The sequence below is a fragment of the Streptomyces sp. NPDC031225 genome (assembly GCF_055570355.1).
This window is the reverse complement of sequence record NZ_JBVIHJ010000001.1, coordinates 358087-373122: the sequence shown is the minus strand read 5'-3', so window position 1 is coordinate 373122 and position 15036 is coordinate 358087. Positions and strand designations below refer to the sequence as shown.

Annotated in this window: 13 protein-coding genes; 10 read left to right on the top strand and 3 right to left on the bottom strand. The window is 69.1% G+C overall.

The window, feature by feature from the left end; translation table 11 throughout:
* The first annotated feature begins 551 nt into the window (after positions 1 to 551).
* The 5 genes from ACZ48Z_RS01740 to ACZ48Z_RS01720 all read left to right on the top strand — a co-directional run bounded on the left by ACZ48Z_RS01740 (position 552) and on the right by ACZ48Z_RS01720 (position 5180).
* Positions 552 to 2147 (top strand): sensor histidine kinase, encoded by a 1596-nt coding sequence (locus tag ACZ48Z_RS01740; RefSeq protein WP_468733787.1) that lies wholly within the window; start codon positions 552 to 554, stop codon positions 2145 to 2147.
* Positions 2144 to 2551, top strand: coding sequence for a roadblock/LC7 domain-containing protein (locus tag ACZ48Z_RS01735; protein WP_007380839.1), 408 nt, complete (start codon positions 2144 to 2146; stop codon positions 2549 to 2551). The genes ACZ48Z_RS01740 and ACZ48Z_RS01735 overlap by 4 nt, the downstream gene beginning before the upstream one ends.
* Positions 2548 to 2970, top strand: a complete 423-nt coding sequence (locus tag ACZ48Z_RS01730) for a DUF742 domain-containing protein (protein WP_468733786.1) — start codon at positions 2548 to 2550, stop codon at positions 2968 to 2970. Before ACZ48Z_RS01735 ends, ACZ48Z_RS01730 begins: the two co-directional genes overlap by 4 nt.
* Positions 2951 to 3571 carry a GTP-binding protein gene (locus tag ACZ48Z_RS01725; RefSeq protein WP_468733785.1) on the top strand — a complete coding sequence of 207 codons (621 nt, stop codon included), beginning with the start codon at positions 2951 to 2953 and terminating at the stop codon, positions 3569 to 3571. Before ACZ48Z_RS01730 ends, ACZ48Z_RS01725 begins: the two co-directional genes overlap by 20 nt.
* 157 nt (positions 3572 to 3728) lie before the next feature.
* Positions 3729 to 5180: a cytochrome P450 gene (locus ACZ48Z_RS01720; RefSeq protein ID WP_468733994.1), complete on the top strand. Its 1452-nt coding sequence runs from the start codon at positions 3729 to 3731 to the stop codon at positions 5178 to 5180.
* Positions 5181 to 5198: 18 nt separating this feature from the next.
* On the opposite strand, the gene ACZ48Z_RS01715 is transcribed toward ACZ48Z_RS01720, so the two are convergent.
* Positions 5199 to 6140, bottom strand: a complete 942-nt coding sequence (locus tag ACZ48Z_RS01715; RefSeq protein WP_468733784.1) for an RluA family pseudouridine synthase — start codon at positions 6138 to 6140, stop codon at positions 5199 to 5201.
* A gap of 830 nt (positions 6141 to 6970) precedes the next feature.
* Between ACZ48Z_RS01715 and ACZ48Z_RS01710 the strand changes: the two genes are divergently transcribed.
* Together ACZ48Z_RS01710 and ACZ48Z_RS01705 are read left to right on the top strand one after the other, a co-directional pair.
* Positions 6971 to 8011, top strand: a complete 1041-nt coding sequence (locus tag ACZ48Z_RS01710) for a terpene synthase family protein (protein ID WP_468733993.1) — start codon at positions 6971 to 6973, stop codon at positions 8009 to 8011.
* Between the two features lie 58 nt (positions 8012 to 8069).
* Positions 8070 to 9431 carry a cytochrome P450 gene (locus ACZ48Z_RS01705; RefSeq protein WP_468733783.1) on the top strand — a complete coding sequence of 454 codons (1362 nt, stop codon included), beginning with the start codon at positions 8070 to 8072 and terminating at the stop codon, positions 9429 to 9431.
* A 96-nt stretch (positions 9432 to 9527) separates the two neighbouring features.
* Here the strand turns inward: ACZ48Z_RS01705 and ACZ48Z_RS01700 are convergent, their stop codons facing one another.
* On the bottom strand, positions 9528 to 11108 hold the full coding sequence (locus ACZ48Z_RS01700) for an amino acid permease (RefSeq protein WP_468733782.1): 1581 nt from the start codon (positions 11106 to 11108) through the stop codon (positions 9528 to 9530).
* A gap of 211 nt (positions 11109 to 11319) precedes the next feature.
* On the opposite strand from ACZ48Z_RS01700, the gene ACZ48Z_RS01695 reads away from it, so the two are divergent.
* From ACZ48Z_RS01695 to ACZ48Z_RS01685, 3 genes are all read left to right on the top strand, one after another.
* Positions 11320 to 11934 (top strand): PadR family transcriptional regulator, encoded by a 615-nt coding sequence (locus ACZ48Z_RS01695; protein ID WP_468733781.1) that lies wholly within the window; start codon positions 11320 to 11322, stop codon positions 11932 to 11934.
* Positions 11935 to 12174: 240 nt separating this feature from the next.
* On the top strand, positions 12175 to 13176 hold the full coding sequence (locus tag ACZ48Z_RS01690) for an ATP-binding cassette domain-containing protein (protein ID WP_468733992.1): 1002 nt from the start codon (positions 12175 to 12177) through the stop codon (positions 13174 to 13176).
* Entirely contained in the window at positions 13173 to 13949 is a 777-nt protein-coding gene (locus tag ACZ48Z_RS01685) for an ABC transporter permease (RefSeq protein ID WP_468733780.1), read from the top strand. Before ACZ48Z_RS01690 ends, ACZ48Z_RS01685 begins: the two co-directional genes overlap by 4 nt.
* 166 nt (positions 13950 to 14115) lie before the next feature.
* Here the strand turns inward: ACZ48Z_RS01685 and ACZ48Z_RS01680 are convergent, their stop codons facing one another.
* Positions 14116 to 14961 (bottom strand): siderophore-interacting protein, encoded by an 846-nt coding sequence (locus tag ACZ48Z_RS01680; protein ID WP_468733779.1) that lies wholly within the window; start codon positions 14959 to 14961, stop codon positions 14116 to 14118.
* Between the last annotated feature and the right edge of the window lie 75 nt (positions 14962 to 15036).

The following is a 15036-nucleotide window of genomic DNA, read 5'->3' as shown; positions in this document are numbered from 1 at the left end:
GGGCCGGACCGTGAACCGGGTCGGTGTCTGGGCCGGGAGTCGGGCCGGTGTGTGGGCCGGGGTGGGGCCGGGAGCCGGGCCGGAGGTCTGGTCGCGAACCGGGCCGGAGGTCTTGGTCGTGAACCGGGACGGAGTCGGGGCGTGAACCGGGCGGAGTCTTGGTCGCCAACCGGGCCGGAGCCCGAGCCGGGTCGGGGTGGCTGGCCGGGCCGAGACCGTACCGGCGATTGCGCCGCGGACTGCATCGGCGATTACGCCTCGGACGCCCCGGCGATTGCGCCACGGACCGCACCGGAAGGTGACCTTCACCCGTCACGGTGAGTGAGTTTCGTGCGCCCGTTCGCCGTGACGCAGCGTGTGCGATTGATGGCTCAGCGTGTAAATGGACCGAGAGTACTCCAGTCGCAATGCCCGTTTCAGGGCCTTGCCGAATATGACACGGCGTTGATCCGGTCGGACTAAGCTCGCCCGCAGCGCACCGAGTTGATGTGTATTCGTGCGCTTGTTCCCTATATGTGCGACTCCCCGTCGATACGTCTCAGAGGGCCCACATGGTGAGTGTTCAATCCCCCCCAGGACGCCGTGAACTTCCCTACGCGCGCGTACTGTTGCTGCCTGCCATAGTCATGGCTGCGGCGACCGGGGCCGCCGTCGCCGCGGTGACCGATCCGGCCAGGGCGGCCGTCGGATTGTGCGGTGCCGTCGCCACGCTGCTGGTGATCGCGGTGGGGGCCGAGGCGGTGCGGCGCGGTCGCGCCCTGCGAAACGTCCGCGTCGAACAGGCCCGTCACACGGCGTATCTGGAACAGCGGATCGCCCATCAGGACCAGGACATGACCCGTCTGGCCAAGGAGATCGCACCCGCGGCACTGCACTGGATGCGCCGCGGGAATTCCCCCGGAGAGGTGATTCGCCGGCTCGGTGACATCGACCCGGCGTGGAGCGACCTGCCCGAGGCGCAGCAGCGGTTGCTGAAGACGGTGCTCGACATCGTCGACACCGAGGAGGTCATGCGGGACGCCGCACAGCGCTCCTTCGTGAACATCGCCCGCCGCGTCCAGGCCATCGTCCACCAACAGGCCAACGAACTCCGGGAGATGGAGGAGGACCACGGCCGTAACCCCGAGGTCTTCGACGACCTCCTGCGGATCGACCACGGCACCGCGCTGATCGGCCGTCTCGCCGACTCCATCTCGGTGCTCGGCGGCGGGCGTCCCGGCCGGCAGTGGCCCGAGCCCGTCGCGCTGTACAGCGTGCTGCGCGGCGCCATGTCCCGGATCCTGGAGTACCGGCGCATCGACCTGTCCTCGATCGCCAAGGTCAACGTCAAGGGCACCGCGGTCGAGCCCGTCATCCACGCGGCGGCCGAACTCCTCGACAACGCCACCCGCTACTCGCCGCCCCAGAGCAAGGTGCACGTCACCGCCACCGAGGTGCAGACCGGCGTCTGCATCGAGATCGAGGACGCCGGAGTCAGCCTCAGCGAGGAGGCCCGGCTGCGGGCCGAGGGCATGCTGGAGCGCGCCAAAGCCGGTGTGGACCTCCAGGACCTCGGAGAGTCACCGCGCCTCGGCCTCGCCGTCGTGGGCCGCCTCTGCCAGGCGTACGACATGCAGGTCTCCCTGCGCGCCTCCGCGTACGGCGGCGTTCGCGCCATCCTCGTCGTGCCCAGCGACATGCTCACCGACGAGCCCGGCGTCGGACTCGCCCACGGCATCGGCGCCACCGCCGTGCCCAAGGCCGAACTCGGCGCACTGCCCGGCCCCAAGCGCACCATCAAGCGGCGCCGCCCCACCAGCCCCAAGTTCACGACGCCGGTCTCCATGGAGGACGACGTCCCCGAGGTCACCGAGTGGACCGCGAACGGGCTGCCCCAGCGCCGCAGCCGGGTCAAGACCCCGCTCTCCCAGCGCTACGCCGAGCAGGCCGAGGTCGAGCGGGCCGAGCGGGAAGGCCGTCCGAGCATCTGGTCGACGGCCGGCCGCGGGTCCGCACAGGAGCCGGAGCCGAAGCCGGACGACACCCCGCCCGGCCTGTGGGTCCAGGCGTTCATGGACGGCCTCAAGCGCCCCACCGCTTCCACAGCCAGTCAGCCGACCGACGAACCGGCCCGTACCGAGGCCGAAGACGAGGGGAACCTCAAGTGATCCAGCAGCGAGGCAACTTCGACTGGATGCTCCAGGACCTCGCCAAAGGCGTACCGGGCATCCAGATGATCGTGGTGCTCTCCGCCGACGGCCTGCGCATCGCCCGGCACGGCGGTGACCCGGACACCGCGGACCGTGTGGCCGCCGCATGCGCGGGCCTGCAGAGCCTGGCGGGCGCCGTCGCCGGGGAGATCCCGGGCAGCGACGGCAAGATGAAGATGGTCCTCATCGAGATCCACGGGGGCTACTTCTACCTGATGGCCGCGGGCCCCAACGCCTATCTCGCGGTGCTCTCCGACATCATCACCGAACCCGGCCACATGAGCGCCCGCATGAGCGATCTGGTCGTCCGTATCGGCGCGCACCTCACCAGCCCGCCCCGGCGCAACGGGCAGACCGTATGACTCCTCCGCAACGCCGACGGCGACACCCCAAGGCCAGTCCGCAACAGACACCGAAACCCCCGCAGGAGGGCCAGGATCCCCCCGAGGGACCGAAGAAGAACCCCGAGCGCCTGTACGTCATCACCTGCCCCGACGGGGCCGAGCGCTCGGAGCTCGACCTGGTCACGTTAATCGTGGCGCACGCCGATCCGCCGCCCTCCGCCACGCCTGAGCAGGCGGCGCTGCTCAGGCTCTGTACGGCACCCCTGTCCGTGGCCGAACTGTCCGCCTATCTCAGCCTGCCGTTCAGCGTGGTGACCGTCCTGCTCACCGAGCTGCTGACGGCCGAACTGGTGACGGCGCGCGCCCCGGTCATCCGCCAGGCGCTGGCCGACCGTTCCCTCCTCGAAGCGGTGATGCATGGACTTCAAAGGCTCTGACACGATTCCCGGTCCGCGAACAGAGGACCATCTCCCGCAGACCGCGCAGGCCGCGGTGAAGATCGTCATCGTGGGCGGCTTCGGCGTCGGCAAGACGACCATGGTCGGTTCCGTCAGCGAGATCAAACCGCTGACCACCGAGGAGACCATGACGCAGGCCGGCGTCGGTGTCGATGACAACTACGGTTCCGAGTCCAAGACAGCCACCACCGTGGCGATGGACTTCGGTCGCATCAGCATCACCGAACAACTGGTGCTCTACCTCTTCGGCACCCCGGGCCAGGAACGCTTCTGGTTCCTCTGGAACGGACTGTTCGAGGGCGCCCTCGGCGCGGTCGTGCTGGTCGACACCCGTCGCCTCGAGGTCAGCTTCGACGTCATGGGGCGCCTGGAGGAGCGCGGGGTGCCGTTCGTGGTCGCCGTCAACTCCTTCCCGGACGGCCCCCGTTACGACTTCGAGGAGCTGCGCACCGCGCTCGACCTGAGCCCGGACATCCCCATCGTCGAGTGCGACGCCCGCCGCCGCGCCTCCAGCAGGGACGTCCTGATGACGCTGCTGCGGTTCCTGCACTCCCTGACGACGGAGAAGACCCCCGCGTGAACCGCGCGCGGACCGGCGGAGCCGTGCAGCCGCTCCTGCTCCTCCTCGGGACCCGGCGCGCACCGGCATTCCCCGCACGGCCTCATTTCCTGTACAGCAGATCCACTTCAGCTTCGGAGCGATCATCGTGACGTCTGAATCCCTGTTCCCGGCCGGTATGGGCGACCCCACGGCCGTCCCGCCCCCGGGTTGCCCCGCGCACGCCATCGGGCCCGGCGGGCTGCGCCGGCTGTACGGCCCCGAGGCGGAGGATCTCGGAGCCGTGTACGAGAAGCTCCGCGCCGAGCACGGCTCCGTGGCCCCCGCGCTGCTTCACGACGACGTGCCGATCTGGGTGGTGCTCGGCCACAGCGAGAACATGCACCTGGTGCGCACTCCCTCGCAGTTCTGCCGTGACACCCGGCAGTGGAGCGCGCTGCAGGACGGCACCGTCAAGCCCGATCATCCGCTCATGCCGCACATCGCGTGGCAACCCATCTGCTGCCATGCCGAGGGCAATGAGCATCTGCGGCTGCGCGGCGCGGTCACCGGCGCCATGTCGACCATCGACCACCGGGGCATCCGGCGCTACGCCAACCGCGCGACCCAGCACCTCGTCAACAAGTTCTGCGGGGACGGCAGGGCCGACCTGGTCAGCCAGTTCGCCGAGCACCTGCCGATGGCGGTGATGTGCGAGATCCTGGGCATGCCCGAGGAGTACAGCGAACGGATCGTGCAGGCAGCCCGCGACATGCTCAAGGGCACCGAAACAGCCATCGCCAGCAACGCGTACATCATGGACGCCCTGACGCGGCTCACCGTCCGCCGCCGAGCCGAACCCAAGGAAGACTTCACCAGCCACCTGATCAACCATCCGGCGCGGCTCACCGACGAGGAGATCAGCCAGCACCTGCGCGTCGTCCTGATCGCCGCGTACGAGACCACCGCCAACCTCCTGGCCAACGTACTGCGGGTGGTGCTCACCGACCCACGGTTCCGCGCCCAGCTCAACGGCGGCCAGATGACGGTGCCCGAGGCGGTGGAGCAGTCCCTGTGGGACGAGCCGCCGTTCAGCACGATCCTGCCCTACATCGCCAAGCAGGACACGGAGTTGGGCGGCCAGCGCATCCGCGCAGGTGACGCCCTTCTCTTCGGTATCGCGCCTGGCAACGTCGACCCACGCGTCCGCCCCGACCCCAAGGCTCACATGCAGGGCAACCGCTCCCACCTCGCCTTCGGCGGCGGCCCCCACGAATGCCCGGGCCAGGACATCGGCCGTGCCATCGCCGATGTCGGCGTCGACGCACTGCTGACCCGGCTCCCGGACGTCGAACTCGCCGGTTACGAGGACGAACTGAGCTGGCGGTCGTTCATTCTGAACCGGCATCTGGTGGAACTGCCGGTGAAGTTCGAGCCGAAGCCGCAGCAGGACGTCACGCTGCTGCCCTCGATCAACCCGGTGCCGCTGCAGCGTGCGGACAACTGGCAGGTCGGCACGGTACGGACCGAGTCTCCCGCTCCCCAGCCCACCGAGCCGGAGCCTGCCGCCGAGACGCCGGCGGTGGTGCCCGAACCGGTCGGTCGGCCGAACATGTTCCGGCGCCTCCTGCGCTGGTGGCGCGGCGAGTGAGCCGTCCGGGGAGTCCGGCTATCCGGCCCACTCGTCGTACGACGACCAGGCAGGCAGCACGCGCCGACTCGCGAACCGGTGCTCGTGCCCTGTGATCGGATCGGTGAACTCGAGTGTCCGCGCGAGGAGTTGGAGCGGGCGCCGGAAGTCGCCGGCCGGCACGGGGTCGGCCACCACCGGATACAGGGGATCACCGAGGATCGGCACTCCCAGAGCGCTCATGTGCACCCTCAGCTGATGCGTCTGCCCGGTACGCGGTGTCAACCGGTACCGGGCGCGCCCGCTTCGGTGCTCCAGCAACTCGACCCGGCTGACGGCGTTGGGCTCGCCCTCGACCTCGCGCGCGGCCAATACCCCACGTTCCTTCAGGATGCGGCTGCGTACGGTGCGCGGCAGCTCCAGTGCGGGGTCGTACCCGGCAACGGCCTCGTACACCTTCGTGACCTGCTTGTCGCGGAACAGCGACTGGTACGCGCCGCGCTCCTCGGGGCGTACGACGAACAGCACGAGCCCCGCCGTCAGCCGGTCCAGCCGGTGCGCCGCGCCGAGGGCCGGGATATCCAGGTCCCGTCGCAGTCGCGCCAGGGCGGTCTCGGCAACATGGCTGCCGCGCGGTGTGGTGGCCAGGAAATGCGGCTTGTCGGCCACCACCACGTGCTTGTCCCGGTACACGATCTCGACCGGGAAGGGCACCCGCTCCTCGTCGGGAAGGTCCCGGTGGAACCACACGAACATCCCCGGGACATACGCCATGTCCCGCGGCACCGGACGCCCTGCGACGTCCACGATCCGCCCCACGTCGAGCATGTCGTCGATCACTCCGGCTCCGGCGGCCAGCCGTGCCACGAGATGATCGCGTACGGTCGCCCAGGCTTCCCCGGGAGGCAGCCTCAGGCGCACCGGATCCACCCCGTCGCGCTGCGGCAGGGGAGAGGGCGGGGGCGGTGTCCGGCGTCTCATCACGATCAAGGGTAAGAGGAGGAACCGACCGACAGCGAGGGAGGAGCGCTGGGCGAGGCGGGACCTCTCACACCGTTGAGCGCCCGTGTTGAACGCCTGTGTGCTCCGGCGCAGCGCTACAGGCTCCGGCGCATCGGCGCGTTCAGTGGTGTACGCGGCCAGCTGGCCCGTCGATGCGATTGCGTGATCACCTCTGCGCTCCCATGCGCCCCCACGCGATCACTTGTACCTGCGTGAGGGCCTTGCGTCTACTGGGAGTCGTCCGCGCCTCCATGGCCTTGTCTCGTGGGAGTCGCCATGGTCACCGCTCAGCTGTCAGCCTCCCCTCTCGACCTCCACCGGATTCACCCGATGCCGTGTGTCCTGTGCAGGCACCCGGTCGATGGCCACGGTGGCTCGGCACGGCCGTTTCCCTCCGATGATCCGGCCCTCGCCTGACCCGGCCCGCCGAACGGACGTCGGTGTTCCGGGGCCGTCCGGTTGGGCATCGACTCCTTCGCGACCGGATCGACGGCGCCCACTTCCGGTGGGGACCGAACTGCGATGTGATTAAAGGGCGTACGACTGGAGCCGGCGCGTTCAGCTCGCGCCGTCACGGAAGGGGAACCCGTGCCGTCGCCCACCCCGGTCACCGCCGTATCCGCCCGTTCGGGGCCCGCCCGTGAGCGGCCTCGCCCACAGCGCAGACGGAGACGTCCTCGCGCGGCCTCGTGAGGCACCGCTCGCCCAGCAGCTCCCCGGTTTCTCCCCGCGAGAACCGACAACCTCCCGACCACCGGCCCGCGTCATTCAGTTCCGGCGCGACAGACATGGAGGACCCAGTGCTCGCCATGATCCCGACGTATGCGGAGCCCACCCCCCCGGCCGTAAGCCCGTACGCCCGGAGGATCGAGGAGTACGTCCACTCACTCGGGTGGAGCCTCGGGCTGACAGAGACAGAAGGCGGCCGCGAGCGGCTGGAAGCAGGCTATGGAAACTTCGTCGCCTGGACCTATCCGGAAGCCTCGTTCCGCGATCTCTGTCTCTGCGCGGAATGGCTTTTCTTCACCTTCATCCTGGACGACCTGCACACATTGAAGGTCTATGACGCTCCGGAAGCCTGGGGACCGGTCCACCGCCGCCTGATGGACATCATCACCAACGGAAAGGACCCCGCCCCTCCACGAGAACGAACTCCTTTCACCAAGGCGCTCACGAATCTGTCCATCCGCACCCGCGAAAGGCTCTCGCCAGGGCTGCGCGGGCGGCTGAACCGGCACCTGGACCTGTTCTTCCAGGGATTTGCCGAGGAGTCCGAGAACCGGTTCCGTGGCACTCCCCCCGGGATCGACAGTTTCACCCATACCAGGCGACTTTCCGTGGGCATGGAGTTCGGATTCGATCTCGTCGAACTCAGTCAGCGGGTGGAGGTACCCCAAGACATATACGAGACAAGCCTGTTCAGGGAGATCGTCGAAGCCGCGAGCGATGTGGTCGCGTGGCAGAACGACTTGCATTCCATTCACCTGGACAAGCAGCGCGGCGACTTCCACAACGTTGTCATCGTCATGCAGCACGCCGACGGAATGTCCTTCCAGGAAGCTGTCGACGTGGCCGTCGCCAAGGTGCAGGAGCGAGTGGCCGACTTCCTGGCGGCCGAAGAGCAGTTGATGCCCTTCCTGATGGGCCGTGGCGTACCGCGCGGCACCTGTGAGGACATCCTGAGGGTCACTGCCGGAATGCGGCAGTGGACGAACGGATGCCTGCACTGGTACCGCAACACCACCCGCTATGCGATTCCCGCCACGCCGGGCGAGCTGGATCAGCAGCACGACCATCTGCAGGTGCTGCTCCCGAGCCTGGACGACGTGCCCCGCCAGAGTTGTGGTTGACCGGTCGGTCCACGAGCCCGACACCATCCTCGATCGACGAGAAGGGGAACAACGCGCTATGGCCAAGAACCATGGAGGCATCACCCGCGCTCCCGGGGCACTGCCGGTCGTCGGACATCTCTTCCCGCTGCTGCGCGACCCGCTGGGTTTCCTGAACACCCTTCCCGCTCATGGCGATCTGGTGCAGATACGGCTCGGGCCGCAAACGGCCGTCGTGGTCTGCCGGCCCGAACTCGTTCAGCAGGTCCTGCTGAACGACCGAATATACGACAAGGGCGGGCCCATCATAGAGCGGGTCGGAAACGCGCTCGGGGACGGCATCGCCTCCTGCCCGCACAGTGCGCACCGGCGGCAACGACGCAGCTTGCAGCCGGCGTTCTCGCGTACATGCCTGCGTGAGTACGCCGCCATCATGACCGACCGGATCGATACGCTCGCCACCGGCTGGAGTGACGGGCAGACCATCGAAGTGGGCGAGCAGATGTACGGCCTCGCGAGCGACACCATCGCTCGGACGCTGTTCACGGCTGAAGCAGCGGCGCCCGCTGTGGACACCGTGAGCGCCTGCCTTCCGGACATCTTCCGAGGTATCTATCAGCAGGCTGTCCTTCCGCCTGTGCTGCGCCGCCTGCCGCTCCCGTCGAACAAGCGCTACGAACGGGCCCGCAACCGGGCATGGGCCGCGGTCAGCAAGACCATCAGCCTGTACCGACAGGAGGGTGAGGCCCGCGGTGATGTCCTGTCGATGCTTCTCGCGACGCGTGACGAGTCGGGAGACGGCCTCGGCGACGCAGAGATCCACGCTCAGATCATGACGCTGCTCGTCGCCGGCATCGACACCACCGCAGTGGCTCTCACCTGGGCCGTCCATCTCCTGTGCCAACACCCCGAGGTCCAGGAGCGATTGCGCGCCGAGACGACCGAGGTCCTCGGCGCCCGAACCGCCACCTGGGATGATCTCCCGCGGCTGGACCTGGCACGCAGGGTCATCACCGAGACCCTGCGCCTCTATCCCCCCGGGTGGATCTTCACTCGGACGACCAGCACCGAAGCCCCACTTGCGGACGCCGTGATCCCGGCCGGGACCACCCTCGTCTACAGCCCGTATCTCATCCACCACGACGCACGATTCAATCCGCGGCCCGACAGCTTCGATCCCGACCGATGGCTTCCGGAGCAGGAACACGAGCGCGGCACACTCATCCCGTTCGGGGGAGGCGCCCGCAAGTGCCTCGGCGACAACTATGCGATGACTCTGGCGACACTGGCCCTGTCCACGATCGTGACCCACTGGCGACTCTCGCGCGGTGACCTTCAGACGCCGACCATCGAACCCCGTATGACCTTGACCCCTCACCGGGTCCAGGTCCGAGTGGAGGGACTGAAGAGCGAGCACGTGGCTGAGAGCGTCCGGCCGTAGGTCACGGACAGGGCGGCGCGCACGGCCGTTCTCGCGGTCCGTCCGGCCACCTGCCTACTGTCCGGCCCCGGGGGGAAGGATGGACCCGTACCCCTGCTACGGCTGGGGAACCGATGCCGGAGGAGGCACAGGGAGTGCCGCCTCCGGCGCGGAGTGCCCTCCTCGTGCGCTCCAGAGCCGGTACAGGGCTCCCAGTCCGACCGTGACCACCAGGAACAGCACCGTGAACCACTGGAAGTACCAGTGCCCGCCCGCCGGGTCGTACACCTCTGCTCGGGGCCAGGCCAGGTTGACGGTCATGAGGAGGCCGTAGAGGAGGGCCAGGGCGTTGACCGGGATGCCCCAGCGGCCCAGGGAGAAGAGGCGGGCGCCTGTCTCGTCGGTGCCCTCCGAGGTGAACTCGCCTCGTATGCGCCGGATCAGCAGTGGCCCGGTGACCATCGCGTAGGCCAGGTACAGCATCACGATGCACGTCGTGCCGATGGCCAGGAACGCCTCCGGGGAGGCGAAGTTGAGCAGGAGCAGGGCGGCGGCGAGGACGCCGACGGCCAGGGCGGGCGCGGTGGGCATGCCCGTGCGGGGGTTCACGCGCGCGAGGCGGGCGGCGAACGGGAGCCTGCCGTCGCGGGCCATGGAGAAGAGCATGCGGCTGGCCGCCGTCTGGATGGCCAGGGTGGCCACCGCGATCGCCACCACCACGTCGGCCAGCAGGACCTTGCCGACCCCGTCGCCGAGGCTGCTCGTGAGGACGTAGCTGAGGCCGTCGACCGCGAGGTGGCCGTCCGTGAGGCTGGGGGCCGCCAGCAGGCCGGCCAGGACGATCAGGCCGCCGAGGAGGCCCGCCGCGCCGAGTGCCGTGAGGATCGTGCGGGGCGCGGTGCGGCGCGGGTCGCGGGTCTCCTCGCTCATCTCGCCCGCGCTGTCGAAGCCGATCATCACGTACGCCGCCGTGAAGGAGCCGACGAGCAGGGCGCCCAGCAGGCCGGTCTGAGCCGCGCCCGCGCTGTGGAAGGTGATCGTGGGCGTCCGCTCGGAGTGGGTGAGCAGCAGCACGATGATGAGGACCGCGCCGATGATCTCGGCGGTGACGCCGACCCGGTTGATCAGGGACATCACGCGGTTGTCGACGACGTTCACGAGGGTCGTGAGGACCAGAAGGATCACGCCGAGGACCGCCGCGTTCGCCGCGCCGTCCGCCGACGTCGGCGCCGGGTCGGTGCCGACCAGCTGGAAGCCCGGCCAGATCGCCGGCAGCACCATCTGGAGGGCGAGCGCCGCCGCTCCGACGACCACGATCTGGCCGATCACCATGATCCAGCCGGCGAACCAGCCGAAGGTGGCGTTGGAGAGGCGGGACGACCACTGGTAGATCGCGCCGGAGATGGGGTAGCGCGCCGCGAGTTCCGCGAAGCACGCCGCCACCAGCAACTGGCCGGCCAGCACGATCGGCCAGGCCCAGAAGAAGACCGGGCCGCCGAACGCGTATCCGAAGGCGAAGAACTGGAAGACGGTCGTCAGGACCGAGATGAAGGAGAACCCCGCCGCGAAGGACGCGTACCGGCCCAGGCTGCGGTGCAGTTCCTGGGGATAGCCGAACTCGGCGAGGGAGCGGTCGTCGGAGGGGGCGGAGGAGTGCGGGGGATCGGGGCGGACGTCGGAGGGGGTGGTCGTCGTCACGGCGGCACCTGCCTTGGGCGCGGAATTCCTGTCGGGTGACAGAAATTAGGGAGAGGCTGTTTCGGCTGCGTGACGCGACCGTGTCCGGGGCGCACCCAAGTGCTCACGCCCTTGCGTGACCCCTCTCAACGCGATACATCGTGTCTATTGACGACCCTTCCGGCATCGCGATATGTTCGGCTACGGATATTCGGATGCGAGGTGAATCGGTATGCAGCGACGCAAGCTCCGCAACCCTCTGGCGCTCGCCGTGCTGGCGACGCTGTGGCAGAAGCCGATGCACCCCTACGAGATCGCCCAGACCCTGCGCCGTCAGGGCAAGGACTCCAGCACGAAGATCAATTACGGCTCGCTCTACACGGTCGTCCAGAGTCTCCAGAAACACGGCTTCGTCGAGGTCACGGACGTGGAGCGGCAGGGCAACCGGCCCGAGCGGACCGTCTACGGCATCACCGAGGCCGGGCGTCAGGAGACCACCGAGTGGATGTCCGACCTGGTCGCCTTCCCGGCCAAGGAGTTCCCGATCTTCGAGACCGCGCTCTCGCTGCTCGGCGTACTGCACCCCGATGAGGTGGTGCCGCTCCTCGAGGAGCGGCTGGACGCGCTGGAGGTCAAGGTGGCGAGCGGCCGGGGCGCGCTGGAGAAGCTGTACGAGACGCTGCCCCGGCTCTTCCTCGTCGAGAACGAGTACCAGCTCCACATGGTCGAGGCGGAGGCGGCGTGGGTCCGCGGCTTCCTCGACGAGCTCAGAAAGGGCACGTTGTCCGGGATCGAGGAGTGGAAGGGGTACCACGAGCCGGGATCCGGGCAGGACGTCGTGACCTGAACAAGAACAGGCCCCGGCACGGCTGTTGGAGCAGCCCGCCGGGGCCTCGAACCCCGAACTGAATCCGCCCTGAGGCACATCCAGGCGATCGAGGTGCGGCACACCCAGGATAGCCCGGTGCTCCTCACGCGGATCAGTCGTCATCCGTCCACTCATCCGCTCACTCAGGAGAGCACCGCGATGAATACCGAGACGAACACCGAGGCGAACGCCGATACGGGCGTCGATTCGAACGCCGGCATGAACGCCGTGACGCACACCCGTGCGCCCGCGATCGAGGCGCGTCAACTGATCAAGACCTACGGCGGTGAGGTCACCGCCCTCAACGGCATCGACCTCGTCGTCGAGCAGGGCAGCGTCTTCGGCCTGCTCGGCCCGAACGGCGCCGGCAAGTCCACCACCGTCAAGATCCTCACCACCCTGGCCCGCCCCGACTCGGGTTCGGCCTCGGTCGCGGGCCATGACGTGCTGCGCCACCCGGACCGGGTCCGCCGGGCCATCGGCGTGGTCGCCCAGGGGTCCGGCGCCGACCCGGTCGCCACCGGCCGCGAGAACCTCCGACTCCAGGGCAGGCTCTACGGCTTGAAGGGCGCCGCGCTCGAACGCCGGGTGGACGAGCTCCTCGAACGCTTCACGCTCACCGACGCCGCCCGGCGTCCGGTCAAGGGTTACTCGGGCGGCATGCGACGCCGTCTCGACGTCGCCCTGGGCCTGGTGCACCGGCCCGAGGTGCTGTTCCTCGACGAGCCGACCACCGGCCTCGACCCCGAGGCCCGCTCCGCGATGTGGGACGAGATCGGCCGGCTCGCGGGACAGGAGGGGCTGACGATCCTGCTCACCACGCACTACCTCGAAGAGGCCGACCGGCTCGCCGAGCGCGTGGCCGTCGTGGACCGGGGCCGGATCGTCGTCGAGGGCACCCCGGACGCGCTCAAGGGCGAACTCCGCGGCGACGCCGTGCACCTGGAGTTGCGCGAGGCACTCGGCGACGCGGGCGGCACGCTGCTGACCACCGCCCTGCGCGCGGTACCGGGCGTGCACGAGGTGCTGGCCGACGGACACCGCGTCAGCGTCCGCGCCGACGACGGGGCGGCCGCCGTACCCGCACTCCTTGCCGCCCTGGAGCGGACCGGGGTCAAGGTCGCCAGCGCGACCGTCGCCCGTCCGTCCCTCGACGACGTCTACCTGCGCTACGCGGGCCGCCGTTACTCGGACGCCGACGACCTGGTGGGTGCCCGATGAGCATCGCCGTCTCCCAGACCTGGTACATGACGCAACGTCAACTCATGGTGTTCGTACGGCAGCCCGCGTACGCGATCATCACGCTGATCCAGCCGGTGATCTGGCTGTTCCTGTTCGGCAGTCTCTTCAGGAAGGTCGTCGAGCTCGGCGGCTTCGGCACCACCTCCTATCTCGACTACCTCGTCCCGGGTGTGGTCGTGATGAGCGCGCTCGGCTCCAACATGTGGGCCGGGATGAGCACCCTGGACGAGATCCAGCGCGGCACCCTCAACCGCTTCCTGACCACTCCGGTCAGCCGGGCCGCCCTGATGAACGGCAACGTGGTCAACAACGGCCTGGTCACCGCCTTCCAGTCGGTGGTCATCGTGCTGCTCGGGCTGCTGGGCGGGGCCGACTACCCGGGCGGCATCGCCGGGATCGCCGTCCTGGTGCTCGCCGCGGTCCTGCTGGGCACCGTGTTCGGGGCGCTGTCCAACGCGCTCGGCATGCTGGTGCGGGAGCGGGAGTCGATCATCGGGATCAACACCTTCCTGCTGCTGCCGCTGACCTTCCTGTCCAGCGCCTTCATGGCGCCCTCGCAGATGCCGTCCTGGATGCGGCACGTCGCCGACTTCAATCCGCTGAACTGGGCGATGGTGGCGGGCCGTTCGGCCCTGTCCGCCGACCCGGACTGGGGTGTGGTGCTCGGTCGCGGGGCAGCGCTGCTCGGACTCGCCGTGGTGGCGGTGTGGCTGTCGATCCGGACGTTCCGGTCGTACCAGCGTTCGGTGTGACCCTTCCCGGGCAGGACGGGCTCCGGAGGCGGTGACGGCTTCCGGGGACGACGGACTTCGGACGCGGTGAAGGCTTCCGGGCAGGACGGGCTCCGGACGCGATGAAGGGGCGGCACCTTCGAAGGTGCCGCCCCTTTTCGCAGATGCCTCAGGTTTCGCAGATGCCTCAGGCGGCCGGCGCCGCCCCCTCCTGCTCCGCCTCGATGCGCGCGTTCCACTCCCGCTTGGACTCCTGCCAGCCGTCCTCGTTGTGGCCCAGGCGCCAGTAGCCGGAGATCGACAGGTCCTCGCGCGGGATCGCACGCTCGACCCGCAGGAGATGGCGCAGTTGCTTCACGAAGTGCGCCTCGCCGTGGACGAAGGCGTGCGGCCGGCCCGCCGGGAACTCAAGGGCGCGGACGGCTTCCACCAGGGCCTCGCCCACGGGCCGGGAGCCGCGGTGCAGCCAGACGACGTCCACGTCGGAGTCGATCTTCTGCTCCTCCTCGGGCCCGGAGACCTCGACGAAGGCGTGCGCCCGGGCGCCGTCGGGCAGCGACTCCAGGGCACGGGCGATCGCCGGCAGCGCGCTCTCGTCGCCGACGAGCAGATGCCAGTCGGCGTCGAGGTCGGGGGCGTAGGCCCCGCCGGGGCCCATGAAGCGCACGGTCTCGCCGGGCCGGACGCGCATCGCCCAGGGGCCGGCGAGGCCCTCGTCGCCGTGGATCACGAAGTCCAGGGACAGCTCGCGGTGCTCGGGGTCCCAGTGGCGCACGGTGTACGTGCGGGTCACGGGCCACTGCTCGCGCGGCAGTTCCTCGCGGATCCGCTGGATGTCGAAGGGCTCGGGGTAGGTGACGCCGTCGGGCGGGAACAGGAGCTTGACGTAATGGTCGGTGCAGGTGTCCGCCGCGAAGTCGGCGAGTCCGTCGCCGCCGAGCACCACGCGCTGCATGTGCGGCGTGAGGCGTTCGGTGCGGACGACCTGCGCGGAGCGCGGTGTCCGCGGCTTGCGTCCTGGTCCTTCTGCCATGGCGGCCTCCCGAATCAATGCTTAGGCTTACCTAAGTTAGCATCCGCCCCCCTGGCGATGGCATGCCACTCGTGG

Excerpts from the sequence above, each read along its gene's own strand:
- ACZ48Z_RS01740 (WP_468733787.1), top strand. The coding sequence starts at position 552 with ATGGTGAGTGTTCAATCCCCCCCAGGACGCCGTGAACTTCCCTACGCG.
- ACZ48Z_RS01730 (WP_468733786.1), top strand. The coding sequence starts at position 2,548 with ATGACTCCTCCGCAACGCCGACGGCGACACCCCAAGGCCAGTCCGCAA.
- ACZ48Z_RS01725 (WP_468733785.1), top strand. The coding sequence starts at position 2,951 with ATGGACTTCAAAGGCTCTGACACGATTCCCGGTCCGCGAACAGAGGAC.
- ACZ48Z_RS01720 (WP_468733994.1), top strand. The coding sequence starts at position 3,729 with ATGGGCGACCCCACGGCCGTCCCGCCCCCGGGTTGCCCCGCGCACGCC.
- ACZ48Z_RS01715 (WP_468733784.1), bottom strand. The coding sequence starts at position 6,140 with ATGAGACGCCGGACACCGCCCCCGCCCTCTCCCCTGCCGCAGCGCGAC.
- ACZ48Z_RS01710 (WP_468733993.1), top strand. The coding sequence starts at position 6,971 with ATGATCCCGACGTATGCGGAGCCCACCCCCCCGGCCGTAAGCCCGTAC.
- ACZ48Z_RS01705 (WP_468733783.1), top strand. The coding sequence starts at position 8,070 with ATGGCCAAGAACCATGGAGGCATCACCCGCGCTCCCGGGGCACTGCCG.
- ACZ48Z_RS01695 (WP_468733781.1), top strand. The coding sequence starts at position 11,320 with ATGCAGCGACGCAAGCTCCGCAACCCTCTGGCGCTCGCCGTGCTGGCG.
- ACZ48Z_RS01690 (WP_468733992.1), top strand. The coding sequence starts at position 12,175 with ATGAACGCCGTGACGCACACCCGTGCGCCCGCGATCGAGGCGCGTCAA.
- ACZ48Z_RS01685 (WP_468733780.1), top strand. The coding sequence starts at position 13,173 with ATGAGCATCGCCGTCTCCCAGACCTGGTACATGACGCAACGTCAACTC.
- ACZ48Z_RS01680 (WP_468733779.1), bottom strand. The coding sequence starts at position 14,961 with ATGGCAGAAGGACCAGGACGCAAGCCGCGGACACCGCGCTCCGCGCAG.